Below are 13,887 nucleotides of genomic sequence, written 5' to 3' on the forward strand. Positions count from 1 at the left end.
CGGATGGCCCGGCGCATTCGGATAAGCCCAAGATGGCCCCTATGCTGCGCCTGCACAACGGATCCTTGCGGATTGCTGCCATGCAGCAACCGCATGACTTACGCGTCAACAAGGGGCAATTCCTTAACGAAACCTGACAAAAGGATGACACTTTAAAGGCGTTAGCGTTCACGCCGCGCTGCAATAATGGGCGTGATCCGCCCTTGATCCCAGAGAATGTCGCGGATTGCGGCAGCGGGTTGATGACCGACGCCCCAGGGACCATGTTCCATCCAACCAGAACAACAGGCTGTGACATGTCGATCAACCGCGAAGCTGCCCTTAGGGAAATCCAGAATCTCACTTTGCCGGACGGGCAAACCCTGGAAAACGCCGATCTGATCCGCGCGTTTTCGGTGGATCGCGACACCATCAGATTCGTGCTGGAGGTTGCGGACGCCGATGCCGCCCGTGCCCTTGCCCCGGTCGAGGCCGAGGCGCGGCGGCGGTTGGAGGCGATGCCCGGTGTGTCCAAGGTGCAGATCGTCATGACCGCCCCGGCGGGTCGGCAGGCCCCGCAGCCGGTGCGCAGTTCGGGTGCCGCGCCCTCGTTGCAGATCGGGCGGCATCCGACCGCGCAGGCCGGACCGCAGGCAATTCCCGGTGTCAGCAACATCATCGCCATCGGTTCGGGCAAGGGCGGCGTGGGCAAGTCCACCGTGACCTCGAACCTGGCGGTGGCCCTGGCGCGGGCCGGGCGGCGGGTCGGGCTGCTGGACGCCGACATATACGGGCCGTCGCAGCCGCGCATGATGGGGGTGTCGGGCCGTCCCGCCAGTCCCGACGGCCAGCGCATCGAACCGCTCCACGCGCATGGCGTGACCGTCATGTCGATTGGCCTGATGCTGAAGGAAGGCGAGGCGGTCGTCTGGCGCGGACCCATGCTGATGGGCGCCATGCAGCAGATGCTGGGGCAGGTGAACTGGGGGGGACTGGACGTGCTGCTGATCGACCTGCCCCCCGGCACCGGCGACGTGCAGCTGAGCCTGTGCCAGAAGGCGGCGGTCACGGGGGCGATCATCGTGTCCACGCCGCAGGACGTGGCGCTGCTGGACGCGCGCCGCGCCATCGACATGTTCAACAAGCTGAAGACCCCCGTCCTGGGCTTGGTCGAGAACATGTCCACCTATGTCTGTCCGAACTGCGGCCACGAGGCGCATCTGTTCGGCCATGGGGGCGTCGCCGCCGAATCGGCGCAACAGGGCCTGCCCTTCCTGGGAGAGCTTCCGCTGGAACTGGACGTGCGGCTGGCGGGCGATTCGGGTCGGCCGATCGCGTTGGGGAATGGGGCCGCCGCGCAGGCCTATGGCCGTCTGGCCGATCGGCTGATCCAAGGCGGAATCGCCTGATCGCCGCAGCATGCCGGGAATGGATGGGAATGCGGAAGTTCTGCAACCTGGACGCGAACAGGATGTCTTATCGTCATCCCATGGGTGACGCAAACCCGCGTCATTTGATTCCGAGATTTCTGTGGATAAGTGGCAACAGGTGGGTCTGCGCCCCGCTGTGCACGAGGCCGCGTCAAGCCGTGCAGCAAATATCAATTGTCCCAGATACAGTGTGGCGCCAGGGATTTTCTACAATGGATAGCATGGATTTGAAGACCTAAGAGGCACCCTGCGACCCCGCGACAATCCGCCGTTCGCGTTTTGGTTTCCCGCTTTGGCGAAGAATACCGTTGCTTCCCATGAATTCCCATGTCACAACCAGATCACGAAGACGGGCAGTAAAGGGGCGACCAAGACCCCGCAGGCGAGCAGGCTTTCATACAGGCATCCGTTTTCCAAAAAAGCGTCTTCACGCGCGGGCAGCACCTCCCCCAGGTGGCGCGTGAAAGGACGAGACCCCGAAAAGGGGCCAAGGACGTGGGAACGAGGGCGGCGGATCGGGCAGTGGCAGCAGCCCGATCCGCCCTTTCTCTTTCGGGCGACCGAAAGAACAGGCAGTGAGGCAAGCCAAGGGTGGCGCGGAAATTCCGAGGCACTGAATCCGTCAAGGTCGATGGCAAGGGGCGCATGTCGGTCCCCGCCCGGCTGCGTCGGGTATTCGATGCGGGCGATCCGGGGTTTTCCACGGCAAACACGGGCCGCACGCAACTGGTGGCGGTTTATGGCCCCGACTGGTGGAACTGGATCGAGCTTTACACGATCGATGCCATCGAGGAGATCGACGAGCAGATCGACAAGCTGACGCGCGGCAGCCCGCAGCGCCGCTGGCTGGAAATGCTGATGAACGGCCAGTCCACCGATCTGGAAATCGACAGGGAAGGGCGGCTGGTCCTGCCGCAGAAGCTGCGTGAAAAGCTGGGCTTTACCGAGGGCGCGGAAACCGTCTTCGAATCGCGCGGCGATTACATCCAGGTCTATCACCCCGATACCCGGCCCAAGGATGTCGCCGCGCTGGAGGATTTCACCGCCCAGCACGGCCCGGAATTCGATCCGCGATCCTTCCTCGACCCGGTTGACGAGGGCTAGGCCATGGCCGGAGAGCATGTCCCCGTTCTGTTGCAGCCGCTGCTTCGCGCGGTCGCCCCCGTGTCCGGCACCTGGCTGGACGGCACCTTCGGGGCGGGCGGTTATGCGCGCGGGCTGCTGGCGGCGGGGGCGGACCGGGTGATTGGCGTGGACCGCGATCCGCTGGTCTTTGCCATGGCCGCGCCGTGGGCCGGGGAATTCGGCGACCGCCTGCGGCTGGTGCAGGGGACGTTTTCCGATCTGGATTCGCTGGCGGGCGAACCCCTGGACGGCGTGGTGCTGGATCTGGGCGTCAGTTCCATGCAGCTGGATCTGGCCGACCGGGGTTTTTCCTTTCTGCGCGATGGACCGCTGGACATGCGGATGGGCCAGGACGGCCCCTCGGCCGCCGACATGCTGAACGCTGCGGACGAATCGGTCATCGCCGACGTCCTTTATCATTACGGAGAGGAGCGCGGGGCCCGCCGCATCGCCCGCGCCATCGTGGCCGCCCGCCCGCTGACCCGCACGGCCGAACTGGCCGAGGTCGTGTCGGGCTGCCTGCCGCGCCCCAAGCCGGGCCAGAGCCATCCGGCCACCCGCAGCTTTCAGGCGATCCGAATCTGGGTGAACGACGAATTCCGGCAGCTTGTCGATGGCCTGACCGCCGCCGAACGCGCGCTGAGGCCCGGCGGCAGGCTGGCCGTGGTCAGCTTTCATTCGCTGGAGGATCGGATCGTCAAGCGGTTCATGCAGGCGCGGTCGAACAGCGCGGGCGGCGGCAGCCGTTACGCGCCGGTTCAGGACAGCGCGCCGGCGACCTTCACGATGCCCTTTCGCCGCGCCATCGGTCCCGACCCGGACGAGGAATCGTCAAACCCCCGCGCCCGGTCCGCCTTGTTGCGCGTTGCCGTTCGAACCGATGCCCCTGCGGGGGCCGTCGACGCGGATGCCCTGGCGATGCCGCGCTTGCCCAAAGGGGACAGGTGATGCGTCCCTTTACCTATCTGGCCTGTGCGCTGCTGGTCATGGCCCTGGCCTTCTGGGCCTATCGCGAAAACTATCGCACCCAGGCCGTCATCGGAGAAATGAGCCAGATCCAGCGTGAAACCGCCGGTCTGCGCGAGGATCTGGGCGTGCTGCGCGCCGAATGGGCTTATCTCAACCGCCCTGACCGGCTGCGCGAACTGGTCGATCTGAATTTCGACCGGCTGCAACTGATTCCACGCGAAGCCGGTCAGGTCATGGGCCTGGGCAACATCGATTATGCCCGGCCGCCCGCGCCGCCCGAACCCGAATCCCCCGACGCCGAACCCGACGGCGCCGCCGCCCGCAGGAGTGACCGCCCATGATTCGCACCCCCTTGCGCCCCCTGGCCCGCATCCTCCGCGCCCGAGAGCGGGGCGACAACCCCGACGACATCGAGGCCGAAAACCTGCGCAAGCGGCACGAGGCGGCCCAGGACAAGGCCCGGCGCCGGGCCGAAGGGCGGCTGGCGCTGATGGCCAGCCTGTTCATGCTGGGCTTTGGCGTCGTGGGCGTGCGCATGGGCACGCTTGCCTCGGCCGATCCGACCGAACCGCAAAGCGCGGTCATGTCCGCCCAGATCGTGTCGCAGCGCGCCGACATCACGGACCGCAGCGGCCGCGTCCTGGCTACGAACCTGCTGACCTATTCTCTGTATGCCCACCCTCAGCAGATGGTCGATCCGGTCGGCGCGGCCAACGGACTGGCGCGCATCTTTCCCGACCTGGACGCAACGCAGCTGACCCGCGATTTCACCGGCAGCCGCAAGTTCATGTGGATCAAGCGCAAGATGTCGCCCGAACAGATGCAGGCCGTCCATGACCTTGGCGAGCCCGGCCTGCTGTTCGGCCCGCGCGAGATGCGCGTGTATCCCAACGGCCGCATTGCCAGCCACATCCTGGGGGGATCGGGTTTCGGCAACGAAGGCGTGAACAGCGCCGAGGTTCTGGGCATCGCGGGCGTCGAAAAGGCCTTCGACGGCTGGTTGCGCGATCCGGCCAACGCGGGTGCGCCCTTGCAGTTGTCCATCGACCTGTCCGTCCAGTCGGCGATGGAGCAGGTGCTGGCATCGAGCATGGATGTGATGAGCGCGAAGGGCGCGACAGGCATCCTGATGGAAATCCAGTCGGGCGAAATCCTGGCCATGGCCAGCCTGCCCGATTTCGATCCGAACGAACGCCCCCGTCCGCTGCTGAAGGGCGATTCGTCCGACAGCCCGCTGTTCAACCGCGCCGTCCAGGGACAGTACGAGCTGGGATCGACCTTCAAGATCTTTCCGGTGGCGCAGGCTCTGGACTTGCAGATCATCAATCCCAACAGCGGCATCAACACCACGACGCCGATGCGGATCGGCAAATACCGGATCAACGACTTTTCCAACTATGGCGCGCAGCTGTCGGCGACGGACGTGATCGTCAAATCCTCGAACGTGGGCACGGTCAGGATCGCGCAGATGATCGGCGTGGACCGGCAAAAGGAGTTCCTGCAAAAGCTGGGGTTTTTTGAACCCCTGCCCATCGAGATGGTCGAGGCGCCGACCGGCAGGCCGCTGGTTCCCAGCCGCTGGCCCGCCGTGACCGCCGCGACCGTGTCGTTCGGCCACGGTCTTGCCGCCAGTCCCCTGCACCTGGCCGCCGCCTATGCCACCATCGCCAACGATGGCCGCAAGGTGACACCGACGCTGATACACGGCCGCACCCGGCCCGAGGGCGAGCAGGTTCTGTCAGCCCGCGCCGCCGATCGCGCCGTGGAGATGCTCCGTCAGGTGGTCACGCGCGGCACCGCCAAACAGGCAGAAGTCGAAGGATACGAGGTCGCGGGCAAGACCGGCACCGCCGACAAGCCGCGCCCCTCGGGCGGGTATTTCGATAACAAGGTGGTTTCGACCTTTGCGTCGGTCTTTCCGGCCAGCGCGCCGAAATACGTCATGATCGTGACGCTGGACGAACCGTCCGTCACGGGGCCGGGCGGGGAAAGCCGCACGGCGGGCGCAACCGCCGCGCCGGTCGCTTCCGCCATCATCCGCCGCCTGGCGCCGCTGGTGGGGCTTGAACCCGTGACGGACGAAAAGCTGCCGGTCATCGCGCCGCGGTTTCAGCCGCGTGTTGAATCGCAGCCGGGCGATGAGCTAATGGTCGTCGCAAATCAATGACGGGTGAGACGGTGCAGGGCGAAAAGACGCTGGCGCAGCTTGGGCTGCGGGCAAGGGACGGGCGCGACCCGCAGATCACCGGGCTGTCGCTGGACAGCCGGACCGTCAAGCCCGGCCATCTGTTCGCCGCGCTGCCGGGGTCGGCCGCGCATGGCGCCAAATTCATCCCTTATGCCCTGCGGATGGAGGCAGGCGCCGTCCTGACCGACCGCGCGGGCGCCGAAATGGCGGCGGATGCCTTGTCGGGGTGGGGGGGCGCCGTCATCGTGGCCGTGGATCCGCGCGCTGCCCTGGCCGGGGCCGCCGCCCTGTGGTTCGAGGCCCAGCCAGACCATGTCGTGGCGGTCACCGGAACATCCGGCAAGACCAGCGTTGCCAGCTTTGCCCGCCAGATCTGGCAGCATCTGGGTCACAAGACCATCAGCCTGGGCACCATGGGCGTGCAGGGTGACTATCAGGCCACGCTGGCCCACACGACGCCCGATCCCCTGACCCTGCACCGCATCCTGTCCGAGGCGGCAGCGTCCGGCGTGACCCATGCCGCGATGGAGGCGTCGAGCCATGGCCTGGATCAGCGCCGCCTGGACGGCGTGCGCATCGAGGCCGGGGCCTTTACGAACTTCAGCCAGGATCATCTGGACTATCACGCGGGCTTTGACGACTATTTCGCGGCCAAGGCGCTGTTGTTCAACCATATCCTGGAAGACGGCGCGGCGGCGGTCATCAACGTCGACAGCGAACGCGGACGGCAGATGCTGGACATCGCCACCGACCGCGGGCTGGCGGTCACGACCGTCGGCGCGTCTGACAACGCCATGCTGCGGATCCTTGGACAGCGGTATGACGCGACCGGGCAGGATCTGCGGTTTTCGCTGATGGGACAGCCGCACATGGTCCGCCTGCCGCTGATTGGCGGGTTTCAGGCGGAAAACGTGCTGGCGGCCATGGGGCTTGTGCTGGCGGCGGGCGATCCGGCGGATGCCGTGCTGCGCGCCTTGCCGGAAGTGCACACCGTGCGCGGCCGGATGCAGCTTGTCGCGCGGCGCGACAATGGCGCCACGGTCTTTGTCGATTACGCGCACAAACCCGGCGCCGTGATCGCGGCCCTGCAATCGCTGCGCCCGCATGTCATGGGCCGCATCGTCTGCGTGATCGGCGCGGGCGGCGACCGCGACCGGGGCAAGCGCCCCCTGATGGGAGAGGCCGCGCGCCGGTTCGCCGACGTGGTGATCGTCACCGACGACAACCCGCGGACCGAGGATCCTGCCGCCATCCGCGCCGCCGTGATGGAGACCGCAGGCCCCGATGCGACCGAAGTGGGCGACCGGGCCGAGGCGATCCTGCGCGGCGTCGATGCGCTGCTGCCGGGCGATGCGCTGCTGATCTGCGGCAAGGGCCATGAAACCGGCCAGATCATCGGCAACGACGTCTATCCTTTTGACGATGCCGAACAGGCATCCGTCGCGGTCGCGGCACTGGACGGCAGGATATGAGTTTGTGGACCCCGAACGATGCCGCCGCCGCGACGGGCGGGCGGGCGCAGGGGGATTGGTCCGCGACGGGCGTGTCCATCGACACGCGCACGATCCGGCCCGGCGATCTGTTCGTGGCCCTGAAGGATGTTCGCGACGGGCATGACTTCGTGGCGCAGGCGCTGGACAAGGGGGCCTCGGCCGCCCTGGTCAGCCGCGTCCCGGACGATGTGGCGTCCGATGCGCCGCTGCTGGTTGTGCCGGATGTGCTGGCCGCCCTGGAATCCCTGGGCCGTGCGGGTCGTGCGCGCATGTCGGGCAAGGTCATCGCCATCACCGGATCGGTCGGCAAGACCTCGACCAAGGACATGGCGCGGGTTGCGCTGACGGGGCAGGGGCGCATCCATGCGGCCGAGGCCAGCTACAACAACCATTGGGGTGTGCCGCTTACGCTGGCGCGGATGCCGCGCGACACGGATTTTGCCATCGTCGAGATCGGCATGAACCATCCGGGCGAAATCGCGCCCCTGTCGCGCATCGCCCGCCCGCATGTGGCCATGATTACCACGGTCGCCGCCGCGCATCTGGAAGCGTTCGGCGCCATCGAGGGGATCGCCCGCGAAAAAGGGTCGATCTTCGAAGGGTTGGAACCCGTCGGCCATGCCATCATCCCCGAGGATTTGCCGGTGACGCAGATCCTGCGCGATTGCGCGGATGGTTCGGGCGCCCTGGTGATGGGCTTTGGCCGCGATGGCGCGGCACGGCTGGTCCAGGCCAAGGCCCAAGATGGCGCGATCATGTGCCGCGCAAGGATCGGCGGCGAAACCGTTGATTTCACCCTGCAAACAACCGGCACGCATTTCGCGATGAACGCGGTCGGCGTTCTGGCCGCCCTGGCCGCTGCCGGGGCCAACGTCAAGGACGCCGGAAAACGCCTGGGCGACTGGATGCCCCCCGCAGGGCGCGGCGCGGTCGAGGTTCTGGCAGGCATCCGCCTGATCGATGACGCCTACAACGCCAACCCGACCTCTCTGTCGGCCGGGCTGGCGACGCTGGCCGCGCTGCAAGGCGGGCGGCGCGTGGCGATCCTGGGCGACATGCTGGAACTGGGCGCCGATGAAATCGCCATGCACCGGGCCATGGCCGACGACCCCGCCATGGCGCAGGTTGATCTGGTCCACAGCGCCGGGCCGCGGATGCGCCACCTGCACGACGCGCTGCCGTCTGCCAGGCGCGGTCTTTGGGCCGAAACGGCAGGCGAACTGGCCGCGCGCCTGGATGAACTTGTCGCCCCCGGCGATATCGTGCTGGTCAAGGGGTCCAAATCCTCGAAAATCTCGACCGTCGTTGACGCCTTGCGGAAATCGGCGCAAATGCCCGCATTCCAAACAAAGGAATAACGATGCTCTATTGGCTGAGCGGACTGTCCGAAGGGGGCGACCTTTTCAACCTGTTCCGCTATATCACGTTCCGGGCCGGGGCCGCGTTCTTCACGGCGCTGATCTTCGGCTTCATCTTCGGATGGCCGCTTATCAATTACCTGCGCCGCGTCCAGAAAAAGGGCCAGCCGATCCGCGACGACGGCCCCGAGGGCCATTTCGTCAAGGCGGGCACGCCCACGATGGGCGGAATCCTGATCCTGTCGGCGCTGTTCTTTTCGACGCTTCTGTGGGCGCGGCTGGACAACGGCTATGTCTGGATCGTGCTGCTGGTCACGGCGGGCTATGCCGCCATCGGTTTCGCCGACGACTATGCCAAGGTCAGCAAGCAGAACACCAAGGGCGTTTCGGGCCGCGTCCGCATGGCCCTGGGTCTGGCCCTGGCGCTGATCGCCGCCGCCTGGGCGATGTGGCTGCATCCCGCCGACCTGTCCGGCCGGCTGGCCCTGCCGGTGTTCAAGGACGTGCTGGTCAACCTGTGGCTGCTGTTCATCCCCTTTGGAATGCTGGTCATCGTGGGATCGGCCAATGCCGTGAACCTGACCGACGGTCTGGACGGGCTGGCGATCATGCCGGTGATGATCGCCGCCGGAACGTTGGGCGTCATCGCCTATACCGTGGGCCGGGTGGACTTCACCGACTATCTGGGCGTCCACCACGTCCCCGGCACCGGAGAGATCCTGATCTTCGTGTCCGCCCTGATCGGCGGCGGCCTGGGGTTCCTGTGGTACAACGCCCCCCCTGCCGCCGTCTTCATGGGCGACACCGGATCGCTGGCCCTGGGCGGCGCGCTGGGCGCCATCGCGGTCGTGACCAAGCACGAGATCGTGCTGGCCATCGTCGGCGGCCTGTTCGTGGTCGAGGCGCTGTCGGTCATCATCCAGGTCGCCTATTTCAAGCGCACTGGACGCCGCGTCTTCCTGATGGCCCCGATTCACCACCATTTCGAAAAGAAGGGCTGGGGCGAGGCGCAGATCGTGATCCGGTTCTGGATCATCGCGCTGATCCTGGCGTTGATCGGTTTGGCGACGCTGAAGCTGCGCTGATCTTTGTCTTGGCTTAAATATCCCGTGGGGGTCCGGGGGCGCGAAGCCCCCGGCTGCGACATCAGGAGCATTCCATGATCCCGGTTCAAGGCGTCGAAGGCCAAACCATCGCCGTCCTCGGCCTCGGCCGTTCCGGCAAGGCCACCGCCGCTGCGCTGTCGGCGGGCGGTGCGACCGTCATCGCCTGGGATGACGGCCACGACACGCGCGAAACTGCCGACGGCCTGACCATCGCCGACCTGACCCGCGACGATGCCTGGTCCGGCGTTTCGGCCCTGATCGCCAGCCCCGGCATCCCGCACCTTTACCCGAAACCCCATCCGGTGATCGCCAAGGCCTATGCCCTGGGCATCCCGGTGGACAACGATATCGGCCTGTTCTTTCGCAGCTATGCGACCGCCGATTGGGATGGTTTCGACCGCGCCCCTCGCGTGATCGCCGTCACCGGATCGAACGGCAAATCCACCACCACGGCGCTGATCCATCACATCCTGACCGAAACCGGACGCCCCTCGCAGATGGGCGGCAACATTGGCACGGGCGTTCTGTCCCTGGAGCCAGCGATTGACGGAGAGGTCGTGGTGCTGGAACTGTCCAGCTATCAGACGGAACTGGCCCGTGCGCTGACGCCCGATGTCGCGGTATTCACCAACCTGTCGCCCGATCATCTGGACCGCCACGGTGGCCATGGCGGATATTTTGCGGCCAAACGCAGGCTATTCGCAGAAGGCGGGCCGGACCGCGCGGTGATCGGCGTTGATGAGATCGAAGGGCTGTATCTGGCGGACCAGTTGTCGATGGGACCGTCCGATGACCGCGTGATCCGCATCTCCTTGGGGCAGAAGCTGGATGGGACGGCCTGGTCGGTCTTTGCGCGAAAGGGGTTTCTTTCCGAATACCGCAAGGGCAGGCAGGCGGCGTCCATCGACCTGCGCGCCGTGACGGGCCTGCCCGGCGCCCATAACCACCAGAATGCCTGTGCGGCTTACGCTGCCTGCCGCGCGGTCGGCATCGCCCCGCGCGACATCGAGGCCGCGTTTCATACCTTCGCGGGCCTGCCGCATCGCAGCCAGACGGTGGCCGAGATCGGCGGGGTCCGTTACGTCAACGATTCCAAGGCCACCAATGTCGATGCGGCCGCCAAGGCCTTGCAAGCCTTCGACCGGATCCGCTGGATCGCCGGGGGCCTGGGCAAGGAAGGCGGAATTGCCGCTTTGGCGCCTTATCTGGGCCGTGTGACCAAGGCTTATCTGATCGGCCATTCCGCCCGCGATTTTGCGCTGGAGATCGGCCAGGTCCCATACGAGGTCGCCGAAACCATGGACGCCGCCGTCGCCCGCGCCGCGTCCGAGGCCCAGCCCGGCGAGACCGTGCTGCTGGCACCGGCCGCGGCCAGTTTCGACCAGTATCCGAATTTCGAAAAGCGGGGCGAACACTTTGTCCGATTGGTGCAAGCCCTGGCGCGCTAATCAGGCCCAGGTTGGGGGGCGCTTTTCCAGGAAGGCCGCCATGCCCTCGGTTGTGTCGGGCAGCAGGATGTTGCGGCACATGGCCGCGCCCGACGTGGCATAGGCGTCCGACAGGCCAAGCCGCAACTGGTCATGAAAGGCGTGCTTGCCCAGACGGATCGCAGCGGGCAGTTTGGCGGCGATGGTGGCGGCCATCCCCATCGTGGCGTCGGTCAAGGTGCCGGGCGTGGCGATGCGGTTAATCAGGCCGAGTTGCTGGGCACGGGCAGCGTCGATGAAATCTCCGGTCGTCAGCATCTCGAACGCGGCCTTGGACGGAATGGCGCGCGTCAGCGCCACCATCGGTGTCGAACAGAACAGGCCGATATTGACCCCGTTCACACCGAACCGCGCCGATTCCGAGGCCACCGCCATGTCGCAAGAGGCGACGAGCTGGCATCCGGCGGCGGTGGCGACGCCCTGGACTTCGGCGATCACGGGCTGGGGCAGGGTGGGGATCACCTGCATCATCCGCGCGCAGCGATCAAACAGATCCGCGAACGCCGCCCGCCCGCCATCCGGGCCGTCCCGCATGGCCTGCATCTGCCGCAGATCGTGGCCCGCGCAGAACGCCCGCCCCTGCGCCGCCAGGACGATCACGCGAATGGCCTCGTCCGCCGCGATCTCCTCGAACGCGGCGGTCAGGGCTGCGATCATCTCGTTCGACAGGGCGTTGTGATTGGCGGGGCTGTTCAGCACCAGCCGCGCGATATGATCGTTGTCCTGCCGCAGGATCAGGTCCGTCATCTTGAACTCTCCGCCGTTTGCCGAAAGCCTAGAGCGTGAATGACAGGGGGAAAAGCATGGATATCGTGATGGACGCGCAGGCGCTGAACGCTTTTCTGGCGCGGGATTTCCCGCAGGTTGCCGACGATCACGTTGTAGAGGCAATAAATGGCGACGTCTTGACGGCGCGGCTGCGTGTGGCGGACGCGCATCTCCGCCCCGGCGGGACCGTCGGCGGCCCTTCAATCTTCGCCTTGGCGGACATTGCGATCTATTGCGCGATCCTGTCGCGGATCGGGCCGGTGGCGCTGGCGGTGACGACCAATGCCACGATCGATTTCATGCGCAAGCCTGCCGCCGGCCGGGATTTGCTGGCCCGATGCCGCGTCTTGAAATTGGGCCGCAGCCTTGCGGTGGCCGAGGCCATGATCTTTTCCGACGGCGCGCCCGAGCCGGTGGCACGCTGTTCGATGACCTATTCGATTCCGCCAAAACAGCCGGAAAACAGCCGCCTATGATGTGGTATTTAATTACCTATTTTACAAATAATTGATTTCATTGATAATAACTGAATTATGAGTTCTTGACGGATCGGCTCCGATCCCCGATACACCGCCATCTCGGAATTTTTGCGACCCTGAAGGGACGACAGATGAAAACCTATACCGCGAAACCGGCGGAAATCGAGAAGAAGTGGATCCTGATCGACGCCGAGGGCGTCGTTCTGGGCCGCCTTGCCACGATCGTCGCCAATCGCCTACGCGGCAAGCACAAGCCGACGTTCACGCCGCACATGGACATGGGCGACAATGTCATCATCATCAACGCCGACAAGGTGCAGATGACCGGCAACAAGCGCGATGACAAGAAATACTATTGGCACACCGGCCATCCGGGCGGCATCAAGCACCGCACCGCGCGCCAGGTGCTGGAAGGCGCCCACCCCGAACGCGTCGTGACCAAGGCGGTCGAGCGCATGATAAGCCGCAACAAGCTGGGCAAGCTGCAAATGACCCATCTGCGCGTCTATGCCGGTGCGGACCATCCGCACGAGGCGCAGCAGCCCGAAGTTCTGGACGTGAAAGTCCTGAACGCCAAGAACACCCGGAGCGCGTGATTATGGCCGAAGACATCAAGAGCCTCGACGATCTGAAATCCGTCGTGCCGGGCAATGCCGCCGTGGCCGAAGCCCCCGTCCGCCGCGAAGCGCAACGCGACAGCCAGGGCCGTTCCTATGCGACGGGCAAGCGCAAGGACGCCGTTGCCCGTGTCTGGGTCAAGCCCGGTTCCGGCAAGGTGGTCGTGAACGGCAAGGATATCGCCGAATACTTTGCCCGTCCGGTGTTGCAGATGATCCTGCGCCAGCCGTTCGACGTGGCAGGGGTTGCCAATCAGTACGACGTGCAGGCCACCGTCAAGGGTGGCGGTCTGTCGGGCCAGGCCGGTGCGGTCAAGCACGGCATCAGCCAGGCGCTGCAACTGCACGAACCCGCGCTGCGGGCCGCGCTGAAGGCGGCAGGTTTCCTGACCCGCGATTCTCGTGTCGTAGAACGCAAGAAGTACGGCAAGGCCAAGGCCCGCCGCAGCTTCCAGTTCTCGAAGCGCTGATCTTCGGACGGACTCGAATTTTGAAAGGCGCGATTCCCAAAGGGGTCGCGCCTTTTTCGTTTCCAAGGCGACCGATTCGTCGCGCGACTGTCACGAGCGTGGATTATCCTGCCCGGCAAATAGGCAGGCATCCGGTCTTTTCAGGGTTGCGGCTGCATTTTCGGCCCTGAACTGCGCTGGAATCAGGTATTGTTGGGTAGGGATTCGGTCCCCGCCGGGCTGAAGGCATGCCGACAGCCAAGGAAACCGCTTTTTTTCCGAATGAATTTATCATTTCATTCCAGAGTATTATGGGATTTATCGCAAGGGGGGCGATTTTTGTGCTTGCCCCTGTCATCCTCTCTTCGTAAATACCGCTTCACCGAAGGCGGGAACGCTGGCTGGTTTGGGACGGAAGCGGTGACGCGGAGGTTCTGGG

Annotated in this window: 13 protein-coding genes; 12 read left to right on the top strand and 1 reads right to left on the bottom strand. The window is 65.5% G+C overall.

What is annotated here, in order from left to right; genetic code table 11:
* The first annotated feature begins 296 nt into the window (after positions 1-296).
* The 9 genes from CHB77_RS17515 (at position 297) to murD (ending at position 11,096) form a co-directional block, all read left to right on the top strand.
* Positions 297-1,388, top strand: coding sequence for an Mrp/NBP35 family ATP-binding protein (locus CHB77_RS17515; protein ID WP_089389418.1), 1,092 nt, complete (start codon positions 297-299; stop codon positions 1,386-1,388).
* 612 nt (positions 1,389-2,000) lie between these two features.
* Entirely contained in the window at positions 2,001-2,513 is a 513-nt protein-coding gene (locus CHB77_RS17520) for a division/cell wall cluster transcriptional repressor MraZ (RefSeq protein WP_089389419.1), read from the top strand.
* Positions 2,514-2,516: 3 nt separating this feature from the next.
* Complete coding sequence (gene rsmH / locus CHB77_RS17525; RefSeq protein ID WP_089389420.1) at positions 2,517-3,482, top strand: 16S rRNA (cytosine(1402)-N(4))-methyltransferase RsmH; 966 nt, start codon at positions 2,517-2,519, stop codon at positions 3,480-3,482.
* Positions 3,482-3,844, top strand: coding sequence for a cell division protein FtsL (ftsL, locus tag CHB77_RS17530; protein ID WP_089389421.1), 363 nt, complete (start codon positions 3,482-3,484; stop codon positions 3,842-3,844). Before rsmH ends, ftsL begins: the two co-directional genes overlap by 1 nt.
* Entirely contained in the window at positions 3,841-5,670 is a 1,830-nt protein-coding gene (locus CHB77_RS17535) for a peptidoglycan D,D-transpeptidase FtsI family protein (protein WP_089389422.1), read from the top strand. Before ftsL ends, CHB77_RS17535 begins: the two co-directional genes overlap by 4 nt.
* Positions 5,667-7,163: a UDP-N-acetylmuramoyl-L-alanyl-D-glutamate--2,6-diaminopimelate ligase gene (locus CHB77_RS17540; protein WP_089389423.1), complete on the top strand. Its 1,497-nt coding sequence runs from the start codon at positions 5,667-5,669 to the stop codon at positions 7,161-7,163. The genes CHB77_RS17535 and CHB77_RS17540 overlap by 4 nt, the downstream gene beginning before the upstream one ends.
* Positions 7,160-8,542: a UDP-N-acetylmuramoyl-tripeptide--D-alanyl-D-alanine ligase gene (locus tag CHB77_RS17545; RefSeq protein ID WP_089389424.1), complete on the top strand. Its 1,383-nt coding sequence runs from the start codon at positions 7,160-7,162 to the stop codon at positions 8,540-8,542. The genes CHB77_RS17540 and CHB77_RS17545 overlap by 4 nt, the downstream gene beginning before the upstream one ends.
* A 2-nt stretch (positions 8,543-8,544) precedes the next feature.
* Positions 8,545-9,627, top strand: a complete 1,083-nt coding sequence (gene mraY, locus CHB77_RS17550) for a phospho-N-acetylmuramoyl-pentapeptide-transferase (protein ID WP_089389425.1) — start codon at positions 8,545-8,547, stop codon at positions 9,625-9,627.
* A 74-nt stretch (positions 9,628-9,701) separates the two neighbouring features.
* Complete coding sequence (gene murD / locus CHB77_RS17555) at positions 9,702-11,096, top strand: UDP-N-acetylmuramoyl-L-alanine--D-glutamate ligase (RefSeq protein ID WP_089389426.1); 1,395 nt, start codon at positions 9,702-9,704, stop codon at positions 11,094-11,096.
* On the opposite strand, the gene CHB77_RS17560 is transcribed toward murD, so the two are convergent.
* Positions 11,097-11,882, bottom strand: a complete 786-nt coding sequence (locus CHB77_RS17560; protein WP_089389427.1) for an enoyl-CoA hydratase — start codon at positions 11,880-11,882, stop codon at positions 11,097-11,099.
* Positions 11,883-11,938: 56 nt separating this feature from the next.
* On the opposite strand from CHB77_RS17560, the gene CHB77_RS17565 reads away from it, so the two are divergent.
* The 3 genes from CHB77_RS17565 (at position 11,939) to rpsI (ending at position 13,469) form a co-directional block, all read left to right on the top strand.
* Positions 11,939-12,379 carry a PaaI family thioesterase gene (locus CHB77_RS17565; protein WP_089389428.1) on the top strand — a complete coding sequence of 147 codons (441 nt, stop codon included), beginning with the start codon at positions 11,939-11,941 and terminating at the stop codon, positions 12,377-12,379.
* A gap of 134 nt (positions 12,380-12,513) precedes the next feature.
* Complete coding sequence (gene rplM / locus CHB77_RS17570) at positions 12,514-12,978, top strand: 50S ribosomal protein L13 (RefSeq protein WP_089389429.1); 465 nt, start codon at positions 12,514-12,516, stop codon at positions 12,976-12,978.
* Between the two features lie 2 nt (positions 12,979-12,980).
* Positions 12,981-13,469, top strand: coding sequence for a 30S ribosomal protein S9 (gene rpsI / locus CHB77_RS17575; protein WP_089389430.1), 489 nt, complete (start codon positions 12,981-12,983; stop codon positions 13,467-13,469).
* The last annotated feature ends 418 nt before the right edge of the window (positions 13,470-13,887 follow it).

It is taken from the genome of Paracoccus sediminis (assembly GCF_900188295.1).
Taxonomy (GTDB): domain Bacteria; phylum Pseudomonadota; class Alphaproteobacteria; order Rhodobacterales; family Rhodobacteraceae; genus Paracoccus; species Paracoccus sediminis.